Here is a 17,497-nt window from a genome sequence, read left to right on the forward strand (position 1 = left end):
CGGTAAAACTACGCATTCAGGCGTTACGGCGTTCGAGCAGACGGTCGGCACCACCCTCGGCAACCAGGTTGCCTTTCAGATGATCGGAACCGTCGGCGGCAACTGCGTCGCTGAACAATGGATCGGTTTCGTTCGCGGCAACTGAGTCACTGAACAGTCGGTCGGTTTCCGTTGCAGCGACCGCGTCACTGAACAGCGGATCGGTTTCAGTCGCAGCAAAAGCGTTCAGGGCGAAGATCGAGAAAGCAATGCCGAGCAGGGTTTGGCGTTTCATGGTGTGAGCTCCGTGGTGCAGTGGTTGGGTATGGAGCCGATCTTACGCCGCGCGATCAATATGAGAACTTCATTGGGTTAATGGTTGTTATTGATAGCGTCAATGATTGTGTCTCACTCCAGCAACTGCCGCCGCATCGCACCCGGCGACATCGCAAACCAACGCTGACACGCGCGATTGAACACGCTTTGCTCGCTGTAGCCGAGAAGCCCGGCGACCTGCGACATCGGCATGTGCCTCTGCCCCAGATAGTGTTCACTGCGCTCTTTACGGAGTGTCTCGACAACGTCATCGAAACTGCGACCCTGCTCGGCCAGCCTTCGCTGCAACATACGCACGTGCATCCCGAGTTGCTCTGCGATCAAAGGCAAGCGGCAACGCTGGATCGGCATCATGCGCAGCACCAGACGTTCCACCTGCTTGACTACATCCGAGGTGGCCTGCAAATCGAACTGATCGAAATATTGCTCAAGCGCCTGATGCAGATAAGGCGCCTGCTGTTCGATCGGCTGATTCAGCTGCTCGTTGCTTAACACCAACGCATTGCAGGGCTGGCCGGTTTGCACCGTCGTTTTGAAATAGCGCCGGTAGGTTTTGCCAGTCAAATGTGTGCTGGAAAAAAGTACCGACTGCGCGACGAAATGGTCGCCATACAGCAGCTTCATACCGTTATGCGCCACGCCCATCGCCAGTTCGATCATTTGCCGGCGGGGAGCCGGGCCCGAGAGCCGGATGTCGATGACCAGTCGTGGAGAGCCGGCCTCGCTGTGATCCAGATCGAGCTGAATGCCCGGGCTGTGGTAACCGATGAAGCGGATGATTTGCGCCAGCGCCTCCCCCGCCGTGGCGCAGGTTCGGGCGATCACTGCTATCGGCCCGAGTACGTGCAAATCCTGATATTCGGCCATGCGCAGGCCGAAATCGGCGCAGTCCAGCTCGCGCGCGGCAAACTCCAGCAGGCCCACCAAAGAGCGTAAAGGCACGCGCGCCTCTTCTTCCTCCAGCAACTGCGGATTGATCCGAAAGCGTTCGAGCATGCGGTCTGCATCGCCGCCGAGCTGGCTGGTGACTTGCCGAAAACCGGTGAACGAGGTTGTTCTTATTAATGAAGTCATGTCGCCAAATATCAAATAAATGTCATGAGAGATCAATAATTTTCTTGTCCTACAAGCCAACAATCAACCCGGGGTACTTACCGCTGCGTCATCGCGACGCTGCCACTGCTCACTCGCTCGGGATTGCTCTGTAATGGAATTCGATTACGTAATCATCGGTGCCGGCTCAGCCGGTTGCGTTCTGGCCAATCGCCTGAGTGCAGACCCGCACGTCACGGTGTTTGCTGGAGTCAGGCCCTGAAGACCGCTCACCACTGATCCACGCACCGGTGGGCGTCGCAGCGATAGTGCCGACGCGGCATGTCAACTGGGCGTTCAAGACCGCTGCGCAGCCAGGCTTGAACGGGCGTTACGGCTATCAACCACGGGGCAAGACGCTGGGCGGTAGCAGTTCGATCAACGGCATGATTTATATTCGTGGCCATCACACGGACTTTGACGATTGGCAGGCGCAGGGCAATCCGGGCTGGTCGTTTGCTGAGGTGCTGCCGTACTTTCGCAAGAGCGAGATGAACTACCGCGGTGCCTGCGATCTGCACGGCGCGCTCGGTGAACTGTACGTCGGCAAAAACCCGATACATCCAGCGACTCAGGCCTTTATCGACGCGGGTCAGATGGCCGGGCACCGCTACAACGCGGATTTCAACGGTGTCGATCAGGAAGGCATCGGCCAGTACGACGTGACGATCCGCGAGGGTCGACGCTGGAGCACGGCCACCGCGTTTCTCAAACCGATTCGACACACGCGCAAAAACCTCACCGTGCTGACGTCGGCGGTCGCCGAGCGCATTGTGCTAGAGGACAAAAAAGCCGTCGGTGTCACGCTTTGCCGCAACGGTGACCGGCAAACCATCAAGGCCCGGCGCGAGGTTCTGCTCAGTGCCGGCGCCTTTGGCAGCCCGCAGTTGCTGATGCTGTCGGGGATTGGCCCGCAAGAGGAGCTCAAACCTCAAGGCATCGCGGTTCTGCACGAACTTACGGGGGTCGGCCAGAATCTGCAGGATCATCCGGATGTCGTGCTCCAGTACAAAAGCCCCGATACGTCATTGATGGGCATCTCTGTAAGCGGCGGCATCAACATGGGCAAGGCCTGGCTTGATTACGTCAGGCATCGTCGGGGGCCGTTCATCAGCAACTTCGCTGAAGGCGGTGCTTTTCTGAAAACCGACAGCAGCCTGACGCGTCCGGACATCCAGTTGCATTCAGTGATCGCGATGATCGACGACCACAACCGCAAATTGCACTGGGGGCACGGTTTCAGTTGTCACGTCTGCGTGCTGCGCCCAAAAAGCAGAGGCAGCGTCGGTTTGCAGTCGATTGACCCTACCGCCCCGCCTCGAATCGACCCAAATCTTCTAGGCCATGACGATGACGTCGAGACATTGCTGACGGGATACCGCATGGCCCGCGAGATCATCCAGCAAGCGCCCATGGCACGTTTCGGTCTGAAAGATGTGCTCAGCGAAGGATTGTACGGGGACGAGCAACTGATCCAGTTACTGCGCCAGCGTGCAGACTCCATCTACCACCCGGTCGGCACCTGCAAGATGGGCAACGATGAACTCGCCGTGGTCGACAGTCAGTTACGCGTGCACGGGATCGAAGGGCTCCGCGTCGTTGACGCATCGATCATGCCGACCCTGGTGGGCGGTAACACCAATGCAGCCTCGATCATGATTGCCGAACGTGCCGCTGACTGGATTATCAATGCACGTTAAGCGTCGATGAGATGTTTTATCTGTCAGAAAAGTCGCAACTTAATTGGCTGCATTAATTGTCGTGACATCAAGTACTTGGTTTGATTTCAGAGGTTCGTCAGAGGGCAAATGTCATATTTAGACACGCGCACTGGAGGCGAAAACACCCACGCCATCTAAGGTGAAACGGGCATTCCGTAAAGTTTGCACGAGGGCAAAGTGATGGCACGTCATAAGTCCGTAAGGACTACCTGTCTAAAGGAGTTGTAGGTATGACTGATTTAAGTAAGTGGTTACCTACGTTTGCGTTAGTTGCAGCGTCGGTCATCTCAGCCTCGGCCATGGCTGCGGAGAAACCCAACATATTGGTGATTTTTGGTGACGACATCGGCCAGACCAATATCAGCGCCTATTCAATGGGCGTGGTGGGTTACAAAACGCCAAACATCGACCGGATTGCCAAAGAAGGCATGATGTTCACCGATTACTACGCGGAGAACAGCTGCACGGCAGGTCGATCTTCTTTCATCACTGGCCAGACGCCACTGCGTACCGGCCTGTCGAAAGTCGGCATCCCCGGCGCACCGGTCGGCCTGCAAAAACGCGATATCACCATCGCTCAGGCGCTCAAATCCCAGGGTTATGCGACCGGTCAGTTCGGCAAGAACCACTTGGGCGACAAGGATGAATACCTGCCGACCAACCACGGTTTCGACGAGTTCTTTGGCAACCTGTATCACCTCAACGCTGAAGAAGAACCCGAACGTCCGTACTGGCCAAAAGAAGATGCCGATTTCGTCAAGGCTGTTTCCCCTCGTGGTGTGATCCACAGCTTCGCCGACGGCAAGATCGAAGACACCGGCGCGCTGACCACCAAGCGCATGGAAACCATCGACGACGAAACCACCGCGGCGGCGCAAGCGTTCATCGAGAAACAGGCCAAAGCGGACAAACCGTTCTTCGTCTGGATGAACACTACGCGCATGCACTTGTTCACTCACGTGCGTGATTCGATGAAGGGCCAGAGCGGCATGCCCGGCAACGAATATGCGGACGGCATGATCGAGCACGACGGCGATGTCGGCAAACTGCTGAAAACCCTCGATGACCTGAAAATCACCGACAACACCATCGTCGTCTACACCACCGACAACGGCCCTAACCAGTTCTCCTGGCCGGACGCGGCGACCACGCCGTTCCGCAACGAGAAGAACTCCAACTGGGAAGGCGCGTACCGCGTGCCTGCGATGATCCGCTGGCCGGGCAAGATCAAACCGGGTGAAGTCTCCAACGAGCTGTTCTCGGGTCTTGACTGGTTCCCGACACTGCTCGCCGCCGCAGGTGATACCGATGTCGCCAACAAGCTGCTCAAAGGCTGGGCGCCGACTTCCGGCGGCACCAGCTTCAAAGTGCACCTGGACGGTTTCAACCAACTGCCGTACCTGACCGGCCAGACCCCGAAGAGCGAGCGTAAGGAGTTCTACTACTTCAACGACGATGGCGTGCTGGTGTCGATGCGTTTCGGCAACTGGAAAGCCGTGTTCTGCGAACAGCGTGCACCGGGTGGTTTCAAAGTCTGGAGCGAACCGTTCGTGTGCCTGCGCGTACCGAAAATCTTCAACCTGCGCATGGATCCGTATGAACGTGCCGATATCGTTTCCGACCAGTACTACGACTGGACGACCAAAAACGTTTATCTGACCGAAATGGCGGTGATGAAGTCCGCTGCGTTCCTGCAGACCTTCATCGAGTATCCACCAAGCCAGAAACCGGCCAGCTTCAGTGTTGACCAGATCCGTGCTGCGGTAGATGCGAAAATCGCTGAAAAAATGAAGGCCGAAGCAAAACAGTAAGACGAGCGCCTGAGAGCGGCATCGCAAAGCTTTCTCCAGACGCGGCATCCCGTATGTCGCGCCTGGAGAAAGCCCCATTATTCAGGGAGAAGAACATATGAAGGCAGCCCTATGGGTGTTGACGCTGGCGTCACTGGCAGGCTGTGCGGCACCCTCGATGAATGAACTGCGCCAGGAAGAACCGCGCCAAGTGCTGCATTCGAAAAAAGCCGTCAAGGTGATTGCCGACTGCGTACAGCATGGCTGGGAGAACCTTTCGGTGTTCGAGGGCCGATCCGGGGCCACTCAGGAACCGGGCAAGAAAGGCGCGATTACGGTGGCCACAACGGGCTCGGCATACTTCGTTGATATTCAGCCTGATGCGTCCGGTTCGGTGGCGAAATATTACGCATCGACCTATCGCTGGATATCCAGGAAGCACTTGGACACTGTGGAAAGCTGCCTGTAATTTGCCGCCTGGCCCACTGCGCAGAGGTGGGCCGGGATTACTTGCACTTGGCCAACACCACCTGACAGGTGTTCGGCGTGCCACCGGAACGACCGGCATAGCGGATGCAGTTGTTCAAGGATTTTTGGCGAGCCATGTTCAGGCTGGAGCCCCACGCGAGACCGCCCTCGCCGACCGTTGGTAATGCCTTGGCGTAACAACTGTCGCCGACGCCTGATGGCGGATGGTGCTTTCGGCTCGAGCAGCCTGAGATCAACGTCAGGCTGATCGCTACCAACGTGAGCCAGGCCCATAACGGACTCCGGCACCTCTGTAATCCGATCATCCCGTTTCACCTGCTGCGAGAGAGCCGCGAATGGCATGAGTCTAGCCGGTATGCCACAGGGTCATGTAGGAGCTGCCGAAGGCTGCGATCTTTTGATCTGTTTTTAAGATCAAGATGAAAAGATCGCAGCCTTCGGCAGCTCCTACAGTAATCCGATTAGCCCGTTACCTCTGGCCAACGCAGTCAAACTGTGGGAGCCGGCTTGCTCGCGAAAGCGGTGTGTCAGGTACCGAATTGTTAAACGAACGACCGCTTTCGCGAGCAAGCTCTGCTCCTACAAAAGCACAAGCAACATCAAAAGATCGCAGCCTTCGGCAGCTCCTACACAGGATGAGCGCAAGCTCGGCTGCAGCTTTTGATCTTGCTCTACCCGCCCCGTCGGCAGGCTGAGCGGAGGGATTGATCCGGGGGTGGGAGCGCAGCGACCGTTTGGCGCAGCCAAACACAGCGAGAGGAGGTGCAGCGCAGCAAACCGGAGGCGATGCGCCCGGATGAATTCCGTAACGAAGGAACCCCGAGCCCCAGCGAGCGGGCCGAACGCTGGGGCAAAGCCTTTTGGGTTACCTTTTCGGCGTCTGGAAAAGGTGACCCGCCGTAAGGGCGGAACTCTAAGCCGCCGTTACCGCAGCAATGGATATGTACCCAGTCAGCAAAAATCCAGCCCTTGGAGAACAAGCCCGCACAGAGGATTACAGTCATTCACTGAGAAGTGGCCTGTCGATACTGGCGAGGGGTGAAACCGGTAGATGCCTTGAATTGGCGAGTGAACGCACTGTGATCGGTATAACCGCATTGCAGCGCAACGTCAGTGATCGGCAAATCACTATGCAGCAGGCGATGCGCATGCTCCAGCCGCACCTTCTGGATCATCTGCCGAGGCGTCAAATGGAACACGCGCTTACAGTAACGCTCCAGTTGCGCAACGGAAATACCAGCAATCCGGGTCAATTCCACCAAGGTCACCCGACGATTGAAATTCGCCCGAATGTGCTCATCGACAGCCGCCAATCGTTCAAACGCCGGATGCGTTTCACTGGCCGATTGCAGATCCACCGAAATCCCCGCCAGCCCGATAATCACCCCGTCACGGTTGTACAGCGGCTGCTTGTGCGTCAGGCACCAGCCCGGTTCGCGACTACCGTACAGGTGTAGCTCAAGCTGATCCTCCAGCACAAAGCCCTCCTCCAGCACTTTGCGATCCTGCTCGGTATAGCCCGGGCCGAGTTGCGCCGGGAATACCTGCGCACTGGTTTTACCGAGCAACGGACGCAAATCCTTCAAGCCACAACGCTGCACCAACGTGCGGTTGGCGAGCACGTAACGCGCCTGCGTGTCCTTGATGAAAATCGCCGCATTAGGGATCACGTCGAGCATCGGCAACAGCAGCGCCGCACCGGCCAGTAACTCCTCCAGGGTCTGCGGACGATGGCCGCCGATGCCTTGGGACAGGATCGAAAACGCTTGCTGCATTACGGATTCCTCTTCAAACGCGGATCGGCCAAGTGCCCGCCCTGCGGCGTTCGCGTGCAGATTGCAGGATCAATGCAGGCCTGTCGAGGGCCGCGATTAATCTGCGCCATTGTGCTGATTTCGTCATCCAACCCGCCGCAAAACATCAATCGCCATGCCGTCGATGAGTTCAAAGTCTGGCCGTCCCAGTGACACAACTGCCTATCCAATAACTCACAAGAAGGCGATGCCATGTCAGGCCAAGGCAAGTTCAAAAAACAGCTTTCACTGATCGACCTCACATTTATCGGGCTCGGAGCGATCTTCGGTTCTGGCTGGTTGTTCGCGGCCAGTCACGTGTCGGCGATTGCCGGGCCGGCGGGGATTTTCTCTTGGTTGCTGGGCGGTTTTGCCGTGTTGTTGCTGGGCATCGTTTACTGCGAACTGGGCGCGGCCTTACCGCGTGCCGGCGGCGTGGTGCGTTACCCGGTTTACTCCCACGGGCCGCTGCTCGGCTACCTGATGGGCTTCATCACCCTGATCGCGTTTTCCAGTCTGGTGGCGATCGAAGTGGTTGCCTCGCGCCAATACGCGGCGGCATGGTTTCCCGAGCTGACCCAGACGGGCAGCGGCAACCCGACGATCCTCGGCTGGATGGTGCAGTTCGGCCTGCTCTGCGTGTTTTTCCTGCTCAACTACCGCAGCGTGAAGACCTTCGCCAAGGCCAACAATCTGGTCAGCGTGTTCAAGTTCATCGTGCCGCTGCTGGTGATCGGCGTGCTCTTCACTTTCTTCAAACCGGCCAACTTCCAGGTGCAAGGTTTTGCGCCGTTTGGCTTGTCCGGTATCGAAATGGCAGTGTCGGCGGGCGGCGTGATTTTCGCCTATCTGGGGCTGACGCCGATCATCTCTGTGGCCAGCGAAGTAAAGAATCCGCAGCGCACCATTCCTATCGCGCTGATTCTCTCGGTGCTGCTGTCGACGTTGATTTATGTGCTGCTGCAAATGGCCTTTCTCGGCAGCATCCCGACAGAAATGCTCGCCAATGGCTGGGCCGGGATCAGCAAGGAATTCTCCCTGCCGTACCGCGACATCGCACTGGCGCTGGGCGTGGGTTGGCTGGCGTATCTGGTGGTCGCCGATGCGGTGATCTCGCCAAGCGGTTGCGGCAACATCTACATGAACGCCACGCCGCGCGTGATCTACGGTTGGGCGCAGACCGGCACCTTCTTCAAAGTCTTCACCCACATCGACGAGAAGTCCGGCATTCCGCGCCCGGCGCTATGGCTGACCTTTGCCCTGTCGGTGTTCTGGACGCTGCCATTTCCGTCGTGGGAAGCGCTGATCAACGTGGTCTCCGCCGCGCTGGTGCTGAGCTACGCCGTGGCACCGGTTTCGGTGGCTGCACTGCGCCGCAATGCGCCGAACATGCCGCGTCCGTTCCGGGTCAAGTGCATGGGCGTGCTCGGGCCGGTGTCGTTCATCATCGCCGCGCTGATCGTTTACTGGTCGGGCTGGAATACCGTGTCGTGGCTGCTTGGCCTGCAAATTCTGATGTTCGTTGTGTACCTGCTGTGCGGCCGTTTCGTGCCGACCGCGCACCTCAATCTGGCCAGCCAGGTGCGCTCTTCGGCGTGGTTGATCGCCTTCTACGCGGTGACCATCGTACTGTCGAAACTCGGCACCTTTGGTGGCCTCGGCATCCTCGCCCATCCGTTCGACACCATTGTCGTCGCCGTTTGCGCCACCGGTATTTATTACTGGGGCGCCGCGACGGGCGTACCGGCGCACCTGCTGCGTCTGGAAGAAGACGATGAAGAAAGCGAAGTCGCCGAAACCTCTTCGACCGTGACCGCGCGCCCTGCCGGCGCCTACTGAAATCATCCAACGGGATCTATTCATGAAAGAAGTACACGTCATTGATTCCCACACCGGCGGTGAACCCACGCGTCTGGTGATGAGCGGTTTCCCCGATCTGGCCGGCTCCACGATGGTGGAAAAACGCGATGCCCTGCGCAATCAGCACGATGCCTGGCGCCGTGCCTGCCTGCTGGAGCCACGCGGTAACGATGTGCTGGTCGGCGCGCTGTATTGCCAACCGGTGTCGCCGGACGCCACGTGCGGGGTGATTTTTTTCAACAACGCCGGCTACCTCGGCATGTGCGGCCACGGCACCATCGGCCTGATCAACTCGTTGCAGTACCTGGGAAAAATCCAGCCGGGCGTGCACAAGATCGACACACCGGTCGGCCCGGTCAGCGCCACGTTGCATGACGACGGCTCGGTCACGCTGGGCAACGTCCCCGCTTACCGTCATCGCAAACAAGTGCCGGTGGACGTGCCGGGGTTCGGCCGCGTCTTCGGCGACATCGCCTATGGCGGCAACTGGTTCTTCCTCGTTTCCGAACACGGCCAGACGCTGACGATGGACAACGTCGAACACCTCACCGCCTACACCTGGGCGATGCTCAAGGCCCTCGAAGACCAAGGTATTTACGGCGAAGACGGTGCGGTGATCGACCACATCGAACTGTTCGCCGATGACGCCAACGCCGACAGCCGCAACTTCGTCATGTGCCCCGGCAAAGCCTACGACCGCTCCCCGTGCGGCACTGGCACCAGCGCCAAACTCGCCTGCCTCGCCGCCGACGACAAGCTGCAACCCGGCGCGATCTGGGTGCAGGCGAGCATCACCGGCAGCCAGTTCGAAGGCCGCTTCGAATGGGAGGGCGAGCGCATTCGCCCGTACATCACCGGCCGCGCCTACATGACCGCCGACAGCACCTTGCTGATCGACGAAACAGACCCGTTCGCGTGGGGCATTTAAGCCGCCGCGCAGACTTTTCACCTCAATTTGAACGATGTGCCAAGGAGTTAAAACAATGAGCGACAACATCTTCACCGGTTGCATGCCGGCCCTGATGACCCCGTGCACCGCCCAGCGCAAACCGGACTTCGACGCACTGGTGGCCAAGGGTCGCGAGCTGATCGATATCGGCATGAGCGCGGTGGTGTATTGCGGTTCGATGGGTGACTGGCCGCTGCTCACCGAGGCTGAACGTCAGGAAGGCGTGGCGCGTCTGGTGGCAGCAGGCATTCCTACGATTGTCGGCACTGGCGCGGTGAATTCCCGTGAAGCAGTCGCCCATGCGGCGCACGCGGCAAAAGTCGGCGCACAAGGTTTGATGGTGATTCCGCGCGTGCTGTCCCGGGGTGCTTCGGTGACTGCGCAAAAAGCCCACTTCGCGGCCATTTTGCAAGCGGCGCCGAACCTGCCGGCGGTGATCTACAACAGCCCTTACTACGGTTTCGCCACACGTGCGGACCTGTTCTTCGAACTGCGCCGCGAGTACCCGAACCTGATTGGCTTCAAGGAATTTGGCGGTGGCGCCGACCTGCGCTACGCCGCTGAAAACATCACCTCCAAAGATGAAAACGTGACCCTGATGGTCGGCGTCGACACGCAAGTGGTACACGGTTTCGTCAACTGCAACGCCACCGGCGCGATCACCGGGATCGGCAACGCCCTGCCCCGCGAAGTGCTGCAACTGGTTGCGCTGAGCAAAAAGGCTGCCCAAGGAGATGCGCAGGCGCGGCGTCAGGCGCGGGAGCTCGAATCGGCATTGGCGGTGCTGTCGTCGTTCGATGAAGGCTGCGATCTGGTGCTGTATTACAAGCATCTGATGGTGCTCAACGGCGACAAGGAATACACCCTGCACTTCAACGAAACCGATGCGTTGAGCGACTCGCAGCGGCGTTATGCCGAGAAGCAGTACGCGCTGTTCCGTCACTGGTACGAGAACTGGTCGGCGGAACAGAACTTCGCCTGATCCTTGCTTTCGCCTGCCGTGAAGTTTTTAGCTCACGGCGGGCATCACTTTTTTATCGGGAAAACACCATGACGCTGACGGGCCACATGCTGATCGGGCAGCACATTGTCGCGGGAAATCGCGAAGCCATTCGGGGCATCAACCCGGCCACGAACGCCACGCTGGAACCGGCGTATGCCGGCGGTTCAGCGGAACATGTCGAGCAGGCTTGCGCGCTGGCCTGGGCGGCGTTCGACGTTTATCGCGAGACAACCCTGAATGTCCGCGCCGAATTTCTTGAAAGCATTGCCGCGGAAATCGAAGCCCTCGGTGATGAATTGATCGACCGCGCCATGGCTGAAACAGGCCTGCCGCGCCCTCGCCTGCTGGGTGAACGCGGGCGCACTTGCCAACAATTGACAATGTTCGCGCGCACCGTGCGCGCGGGCGAATGGCTGGATGTGCGCGTCGATAACGCGCAGCCGGATCGTCAACCGATGCCGCGTTCGGATCTGCGTCAACGGCAGATTACGCTGGGGCCGGTGGCGGTGTTCGGCGCGAGTAATTTTCCCTTGGCGTTTTCGGTGGCGGGCGGCGATACGGCATCGGCGCTGGCGGCCGGCTGCCCGGTGATCGTCAAGGCGCACAGTGCGCATCCCGGCACCAGTGAACTGGTTGGCCGCGCGGTGGCACGGGCGGTGAAAACCTGTGATTTGCCGGACGGTGTGTTTTCGCTGTTGTACGGTTCCGGGCGCGAAGTGGGCATTGCGTTGGTCCGCGATCCACGCATCAAAGCTGTGGGTTTTACCGGTTCGCGCAGCGGTGGTCTGGCGCTGATTCAAGCGGCACAGGCGCGGCCCGAGCCGATTCCGGTGTATGCGGAAATGAGTTCGATCAACCCGGTGCTGCTGTTTCCGGCGGCATTACAGAAGCGCACTCAGGCATTGGCCGATGGGTTTGTGGCTTCGCTGACATTGGGCGCCGGGCAGTTTTGTACCAATCCGGGATTGGTGATTGCCCTGAAAAGTGCTGCGCTGGTCAGTTTTATTGCCGCTACGGCCGAACGGATTAAAAACAGTCCGGCGCAGACGATGCTCACCCCGGGGATCTTCAATGCCTATGAATCGGCGGTGAATGCGCTGGCCGACAACACTCGGGCGAGTGTGGCTGCCGTCGGCCAGATCGGCAGCGGCCCGAATCAGGGTCAGGCGCAGGTGTTTGTCAGCGACGCCGCCGATTTCCTCGCTGATCACCATCTGCAGGGCGAGGCGTTTGGCGCCGCATCGTTGATCGTGCAATGCGCCAGCGTGGATGAAATGCGCCAAGTCACCGAGCGTCTGGAAGGTCAGTTGACTGCGACGCTGCACCTGGATGATGAAGACCTTGATCACGCCCGCGCGCTGCTGCCGACACTGGAGCGCAAGGCCGGACGCTTGCTGGTGAATGGCTGGCCGACCGGCGTCGAAGTCTGCGATGCAATGGTGCACGGCGGGCCTTTCCCGGCGACGTCAGACTCGCGCACAACGTCGGTGGGCACGGCGGCGATCCTGCGTTTTCTGCGCCCGGTCTGTTATCAGGATTTCCCCGACAGCTTGTTGCCGACAGCACTGAAACACGCCAATCCGTTGCACCTGAGTCGCCTGCTCGATGGGCACAGGGAAGCACTGACCAATGACGAATAACGTCTCCCACGACATCGCCGTGGTCGGCGCCGGCATCATCGGCGTCGCCTGCGCCTTGCGCTTTGCGCGCCAGGGTTTGCGCGTGGTCGTCATCGATCAACAGCTACCGGGTCACGGCGCCTCGTTCGGCAACGCCGGGCATCTGGCGACCGAACAGGTGTTCCCGATTGCCGATGCGTCGATCCTCAAACGCCTGCCGGCCATGCTGCTCGACCCGATGGGGCCGTTGCGACTGGACTGGAAATACCTGCCCCGCGCCTTGCCGTGGTTCACGCGGCTGCTGCTGAACCTGCGGGCGGAACCGTTTCAGAAAACCGTGGCAGGATTACGCGCGCTCAATGAAAGCAGTCTAGATGCGTGGCAGCGCTTGCTCGCCGACATCCAGCGGCCGGACTTGCTGAAAGTTGATGGCTCGTTGCTGGTGTTCGAACGCCCGGAATCACGTCAGGCCATCGGCGCGTTGCAAGCTCGATTGCGTCAGCAGGAAGTGCCTGTCGATTATTGGCAGGCCAAGGCGATTCAGGACACGGCGCCGCAACTCAGCGAGCAGATTCAGGGCGGTTTGTTCTTTCCGCGCACCGGGCATTTCATTGACCCGTACCGGGTGGTGTGCGAATTGGTTGAAGCGGCAAAAGCCTGCGGCGTGAGTTTTCTGCAGCAGCAGGTGCAGGGAGGCCATGTTCAGGAAAAGGGTGTTTCGCTGATTACCGGTAATGGTGGCTTGAACGCAAGCCGCGTGCTGATTGCCTGCGGCGCGCACTCGGCGAAACTGACCGCTGCGCTGACCGGCAAAAAAGTACCGCTGGACACCGAGCGCGGTTATCACTTGATGCTGCCGCAGGAACAGGGGCGACTGCCCTTCCCGGTCACCTCGCTGGAACGCAAGTTCATCATGACGCCGATGACCGAAGGGTTGCGGCTGGCGGGTACGGTTGAGTTCGCCGGGCTGGAGAAACCACCGAGCATGGAGCGCGCGTGGCAGTTGCATCGGTTGAGTCAGGGCTTGTTTCGCACGGATCTGAGTGCTGAAGCGGTGACACCGTGGATGGGCTTTCGGCCGTCATTGCCGGATTCGCTGCCGGTGATCGATCAGGTGTGCGGGGGCAAGGTTTTGCTTGCGTTTGGTCATCAGCATTTGGGGCTGACGCAGGCGGCGGTGACGGCGGAGATGGTTGTCGGGATGGCGTTGCCTGAGATGCCAAGAAGCGAACCTTACAGACTTGACCGTTTCTAAAAACCGCCCTGTAGGAGCTGCGGCACGCTGCGATCTTTTGATCTTAAAAAATCAAGATCAAAAGATCGCAGCGTGCCGCAGCTCCTACAGGGCTTTGTTCAGGCGTCGTAGAAAGGGGCAACGGAGACCCGGCTACCGACAAAGAAACTGTCCGCCACCAACCGCAACGGCTGCAAATCCAGATCACTGCCCTTCTCGGCAATCAACTGCTGAAAATGCCGATACACCGCCGCGTACTCACCCTCTTCCGATACGGCCTGACGCACGCCATCAATACTCAACAGCGCCCCACCGTTATCCAATCGCAGCACGCCCTCCTTGCAGCGCACCTCAATACTCCAAAGCTCATCCTGCCCATGATCAAAATCAAACTCCGCTCGCACATCGAGCTGCTGCGCATTCGACATTTTGATCGAAGCGGCAATCGGTGATTGGCAGTTTTCCGGCACGCGCAGTTCTGCGGATTCGACAAACAGCGGCAGCGCCAAAAGGTGAGTGACGATCGACAAGGCATTGATGCCCGGATCGAATACGCCGAGGCCGCCGGGTTGCCAGATCCACGTCTGGCCGGGGTGCCACTTGCGCACGTCTTCTTTCCAGTCGATCTGCACGCTTTGCAAAGTGCGCGTGGCGAGCCAGTCACGGGCGATTTCGATGCCCGGCGCAAAGCGTGAATGCCAGGCAAACAAGGCACTGACGCCCTGCTCTTTTGCCTGATCGACCAAGGCCATGGCCTCGCCCAACGTTGCGCACGGCGGCTTTTCCACCAGCACATGTTTGCCCGCCGCCAGCGCTTGCTGCACCAGGGCGAAGCGACCTTGCGGCGGTGTGCAGAAGGCAATTGCATCGACCGGCGGGCCGTTTTCGAGCAACTCGCTCAGCGACTGAAAATTCTCTACGCCGGCGCAAGGTTTGCCTTGCGTGGCGACGGACACCAACTGGAATGCGCGGTTGGCGTTGATCGCCGGGACGTGTTGATCCTGAGCAATCTTGCCGTAGCCCACCAGACCGAGACGGATTGGTTGCATCAATGACTCCTGCTTGAGTTTTTTGTTTTATGCAGCGAACCGGCAGATTACCCGCAAACGCCGCGAGCGTCTGTCACCGCAAAGTCACAACGGCGCACAAGATCAGGCAAGGATCGCACAGGAATGCACTACTTCCCGGCCCACCGAAAAGCGAAGAATGTCACCACGACAAACCGATTGAGGATGTTCCCATGCTTGTACAAGCCTACGGCGCCCACGCTGGCGACAAACCCCTTGAGCCAATGCAGATCAACCGCCGCGCCCCGGCGGCCCATGATGTGCAGATCGATATCGCCTTCTGCGGCATCTGCCATTCAGACCTGCACCAGGTGCGCGCGGAATGGGCCGGCACGCAATTCCCATGCGTGCCGGGGCATGAAATTGTCGGTCGGGTGTCGGCAGTTGGCGCGCATGTCAGCGATTACAAGGTGGGCGATCTGGTCGGCGTCGGTTGCATCGTCGACAGCTGCAAACACTGCGATGACTGTGAGTCCGGGCTGGAAAACTACTGCGACGGCATGATCGGCACCTACAACTTCCCGACCCCAGACGCACCGGGCTGGACGATGGGCGGTTACGCGCAAAACATCGTCGTGCATGAACGCTACGTGTTGCGCATCCGCCATCCCGAAGCGCAACTGGCCGCCGTCGCGCCGCTGCTGTGTGCGGGCATCACCACTTACTCGCCCCTGCGTCACTGGAACGCCGGGCCGGGCAAGAAGGTCGGCGTGGTTGGCATCGGTGGTTTGGGCCACATGGGCATCAAACTGGCGCACGCCTTGGGGGCGCATGTTGTTGCCTTCACGACTTCAGAATCCAAGCGCGAAGCGGCGCTGGCGCTGGGTGCCGATGAAGTGGTGGTGTCGCGCAATCCTGAGGAAATGGCTGCGCACGCGAAGAGTTTCGATTTTATCCTCAACACTGTTGCGGCACCGCATGATCTCGATGCGTTTCTGGTGCTGCTCAAACGTGACGGTGCCTTGACCCTGGTCGGCGCGCCGGCCACGTCGCACCCAGCGCCGAACGTGTTCAATCTGATCATGAAACGCCGCACGATTGCGGGTTCGATGATTGGCGGTATTGCTGAAACTCAGGAGATGCTGGATTTCTGTGCCGAGCACGGCATCGTTTCCGATATCGAATTGATCCGGGCGGATCAGATCAATGCGTCGTATGAGCGGATGCTCAAGGGTGATGTGAAGTATCGGTTTGTGATCGATAACGCGACGTTGGCGGGTTAACCCACTTCATCACTGATGATCACAAAACCTGTGGTGAGGGGATTTATCCCCTCACCACAGGGTAGTGTTTACTCAGCTTTAACGGGGTGCAGTGCTGCCGCATGATGCATCGCCAGATGCCCGGTCTTGGCACTTTTCACTTCGTATTGCGGCTCTTCCTTCGAGGCCGGTCGATGCCGTCCCATGAACTCGATATCCCGCGTATGCACTTTGACCACCGTGCCGCGAATCTCGCCGGCCTCGCTGTTCCAGCGCACCGCGTCGCCGACCTTGAATGACGTGCTCATGGCAATCCCCTCACTGCGCTGGCGGATGCTCACTCGATACCGAGTTGGCGGCGTCCACATCCGTCATGTCCTCGTCGAGCGGTGACTCGTCATCGGCAGGCAACGGAACCTCTGGTTGATCGCGTTTCGGGTCGTGTCCCGTTTCATTGTCCGTGGTGCGCGTCACGTCTTGCTGCGACTTGTTGCCCGGTGCATTTTCATCGATGTCCATGACTGGCTCTCCGCTTGGCCGCACGGAAAATCCGCGCTTAAAGGTGAGAGACAACGGCACCGCGCAAGTGCCGGGTACTGGACGAACGGCGCTCGTGCTCACCAGCAAATTAGCTGGCCAACAGTGCTTTGGTCATTGCCATCGAGGTGTTCAGCGACTGCCCCGTACGCTGCAGTTTGTTCAGCAAACTGGCGCCCAGCCACAGCTGATACAGGGTTTCCGCCAGATGCCGGGCATCACCGGTCGGCAGGGTCTTTTCGGCCTGGCCTTGCTCGATGCACAGCGTGATGCGCGAGACCACTTGCTCGGCGCCGTCGCGCAGGGTCAGGCGCATCGATTCGGAGAGGTCGGCAACTTCGGCGCTGAGTTTTACCACCAGGCACTCATCGCCATGGCCTTCGAGGGTGCAGCGGTCTTGCCAGCCCTGCCAGTAATCCATCAGCCGTTCATAGGCGGTCAGCCCCGGCAGGGTCAGGCGCCGCTCCATGTCGGCCAGATAACCGACGAAGTAATCCTCGAGCAAGGCCTGGCCGTAAAGCTCTTTGGATTTGAAGTAGTGATAGAACGAGCCCTTGGGCACGCCAGCGGTTTGCAGGATTTCGTTAAGGCCGACACTGGTGAAGCCCTTCTCGGCCATCATCCGGTGGCCGGTGTCGAGCAAGTGCTGGCGGGTGTCGTCGTAGGTCGGTTTCATGGGGCGCAAATTACCAGGCAATAGACCAGTCGTTTATTTCAGAGGATGGCGAGTTTGCCATACCTGCCGAGTAAAAACCTGTTGAGAAAAAATTACTAGACGACTGGTCTAATTGGAAACTATGCTGCGCCCCGTCAACCGCATTTGCGG

16 protein-coding genes and 1 pseudogene are annotated in these 17,497 nt (G+C 59.2%); 9 read left to right on the top strand and 8 right to left on the bottom strand.

What is annotated here, in order from left to right:
* Window positions 1-16: 16 nt before the first annotated feature.
* Both ACIOMO_RS05200 and ACIOMO_RS05205 read right to left on the bottom strand, forming a co-directional pair.
* Entirely contained in the window at window positions 17-274 is a 258-nt protein-coding gene (locus ACIOMO_RS05200) for a hypothetical protein (RefSeq protein WP_053119542.1), read from the bottom strand.
* Window positions 275-387: 113 nt separating this feature from the next.
* On the bottom strand, window positions 388-1,389 hold the full coding sequence (locus ACIOMO_RS05205) for an AraC family transcriptional regulator (protein WP_401238706.1): 1,002 nt from the start codon (window positions 1,387-1,389) through the stop codon (window positions 388-390).
* A 133-nt stretch (window positions 1,390-1,522) separates the two neighbouring features.
* Here ACIOMO_RS05205 and ACIOMO_RS05210 point away from each other — a divergent pair.
* The 3 genes and pseudogenes from ACIOMO_RS05210 to ACIOMO_RS05220 all read left to right on the top strand — a co-directional run bounded on the left by ACIOMO_RS05210 (window position 1,523) and on the right by ACIOMO_RS05220 (window position 5,387).
* A pseudogene (locus ACIOMO_RS05210) lies at window positions 1,523-3,107 on the top strand (GMC family oxidoreductase).
* A 251-nt stretch (window positions 3,108-3,358) separates the two neighbouring features.
* Window positions 3,359-4,939 (top strand): arylsulfatase, encoded by a 1,581-nt coding sequence (locus ACIOMO_RS05215; protein WP_401238709.1) that lies wholly within the window; start codon window positions 3,359-3,361, stop codon window positions 4,937-4,939.
* 97 nt (window positions 4,940-5,036) lie between these two features.
* The gene (locus ACIOMO_RS05220; RefSeq protein ID WP_400645834.1) at window positions 5,037-5,387 is read left to right on the top strand and encodes a hypothetical protein; all 351 of its coding nucleotides are present in this window, start codon (window positions 5,037-5,039) and stop codon (window positions 5,385-5,387) included.
* Window positions 5,388-5,424: 37 nt separating this feature from the next.
* Here the strand turns inward: ACIOMO_RS05220 and ACIOMO_RS05225 are convergent, their stop codons facing one another.
* A complete protein-coding gene (locus ACIOMO_RS05225; RefSeq protein ID WP_401238713.1) occupies window positions 5,425-5,712 on the bottom strand; it encodes a hypothetical protein in 288 nt (95 codons plus the stop codon).
* Window positions 5,713-6,411: 699 nt separating this feature from the next.
* Entirely contained in the window at window positions 6,412-7,182 is a 771-nt protein-coding gene (locus ACIOMO_RS05230) for an AraC family transcriptional regulator (protein ID WP_053119530.1), read from the bottom strand.
* 231 nt (window positions 7,183-7,413) lie between these two features.
* On the opposite strand from ACIOMO_RS05230, the gene ACIOMO_RS05235 reads away from it, so the two are divergent.
* The 5 genes from ACIOMO_RS05235 to ACIOMO_RS05255 all read left to right on the top strand — a co-directional run bounded on the left by ACIOMO_RS05235 (window position 7,414) and on the right by ACIOMO_RS05255 (window position 13,886).
* Window positions 7,414-9,039: an APC family permease gene (locus ACIOMO_RS05235; protein WP_401238716.1), complete on the top strand. Its 1,626-nt coding sequence runs from the start codon at window positions 7,414-7,416 to the stop codon at window positions 9,037-9,039.
* 22 nt (window positions 9,040-9,061) lie between these two features.
* Window positions 9,062-9,988, top strand: coding sequence for a 4-hydroxyproline epimerase (locus tag ACIOMO_RS05240; RefSeq protein ID WP_401238719.1), 927 nt, complete (start codon window positions 9,062-9,064; stop codon window positions 9,986-9,988).
* Between the two features lie 55 nt (window positions 9,989-10,043).
* The gene (locus ACIOMO_RS05245; RefSeq protein WP_401238721.1) at window positions 10,044-10,991 is read left to right on the top strand and encodes a dihydrodipicolinate synthase family protein; all 948 of its coding nucleotides are present in this window, start codon (window positions 10,044-10,046) and stop codon (window positions 10,989-10,991) included.
* A gap of 68 nt (window positions 10,992-11,059) precedes the next feature.
* On the top strand, window positions 11,060-12,652 hold the full coding sequence (locus ACIOMO_RS05250; RefSeq protein WP_401238724.1) for an aldehyde dehydrogenase (NADP(+)): 1,593 nt from the start codon (window positions 11,060-11,062) through the stop codon (window positions 12,650-12,652).
* The gene (locus ACIOMO_RS05255; protein WP_401238727.1) at window positions 12,642-13,886 is read left to right on the top strand and encodes an FAD-dependent oxidoreductase; all 1,245 of its coding nucleotides are present in this window, start codon (window positions 12,642-12,644) and stop codon (window positions 13,884-13,886) included. Before ACIOMO_RS05250 ends, ACIOMO_RS05255 begins: the two co-directional genes overlap by 11 nt.
* 98 nt (window positions 13,887-13,984) lie before the next feature.
* On the opposite strand, the gene ACIOMO_RS05260 is transcribed toward ACIOMO_RS05255, so the two are convergent.
* Window positions 13,985-14,914 carry a Gfo/Idh/MocA family protein gene (locus tag ACIOMO_RS05260; protein ID WP_401238729.1) on the bottom strand — a complete coding sequence of 310 codons (930 nt, stop codon included), beginning with the start codon at window positions 14,912-14,914 and terminating at the stop codon, window positions 13,985-13,987.
* Window positions 14,915-15,105: 191 nt separating this feature from the next.
* On the opposite strand from ACIOMO_RS05260, the gene ACIOMO_RS05265 reads away from it, so the two are divergent.
* A complete protein-coding gene (locus tag ACIOMO_RS05265; RefSeq protein WP_401238731.1) occupies window positions 15,106-16,155 on the top strand; it encodes an NAD(P)-dependent alcohol dehydrogenase in 1,050 nt (349 codons plus the stop codon).
* Window positions 16,156-16,223: 68 nt separating this feature from the next.
* Here ACIOMO_RS05265 and ACIOMO_RS05270 read toward each other — a convergent pair whose 3' ends face one another.
* From ACIOMO_RS05270 to ACIOMO_RS05280, 3 genes are all read right to left on the bottom strand, one after another.
* Window positions 16,224-16,442 carry a DUF2945 domain-containing protein gene (locus ACIOMO_RS05270; RefSeq protein ID WP_401238734.1) on the bottom strand — a complete coding sequence of 73 codons (219 nt, stop codon included), beginning with the start codon at window positions 16,440-16,442 and terminating at the stop codon, window positions 16,224-16,226.
* A gap of 10 nt (window positions 16,443-16,452) precedes the next feature.
* Window positions 16,453-16,653 carry a hypothetical protein gene (locus ACIOMO_RS05275; protein WP_053119506.1) on the bottom strand — a complete coding sequence of 67 codons (201 nt, stop codon included), beginning with the start codon at window positions 16,651-16,653 and terminating at the stop codon, window positions 16,453-16,455.
* A gap of 109 nt (window positions 16,654-16,762) precedes the next feature.
* On the bottom strand, window positions 16,763-17,347 hold the full coding sequence (locus tag ACIOMO_RS05280; protein WP_053119504.1) for a TetR/AcrR family transcriptional regulator: 585 nt from the start codon (window positions 17,345-17,347) through the stop codon (window positions 16,763-16,765).
* Between the last annotated feature and the right edge of the window lie 150 nt (window positions 17,348-17,497).

This window comes from Pseudomonas sp. NPDC087804, assembly GCF_044742965.1.
In the GTDB taxonomy this organism is placed as follows: Bacteria; Pseudomonadota; Gammaproteobacteria; order Pseudomonadales; family Pseudomonadaceae; genus Aquipseudomonas; species Aquipseudomonas rustica.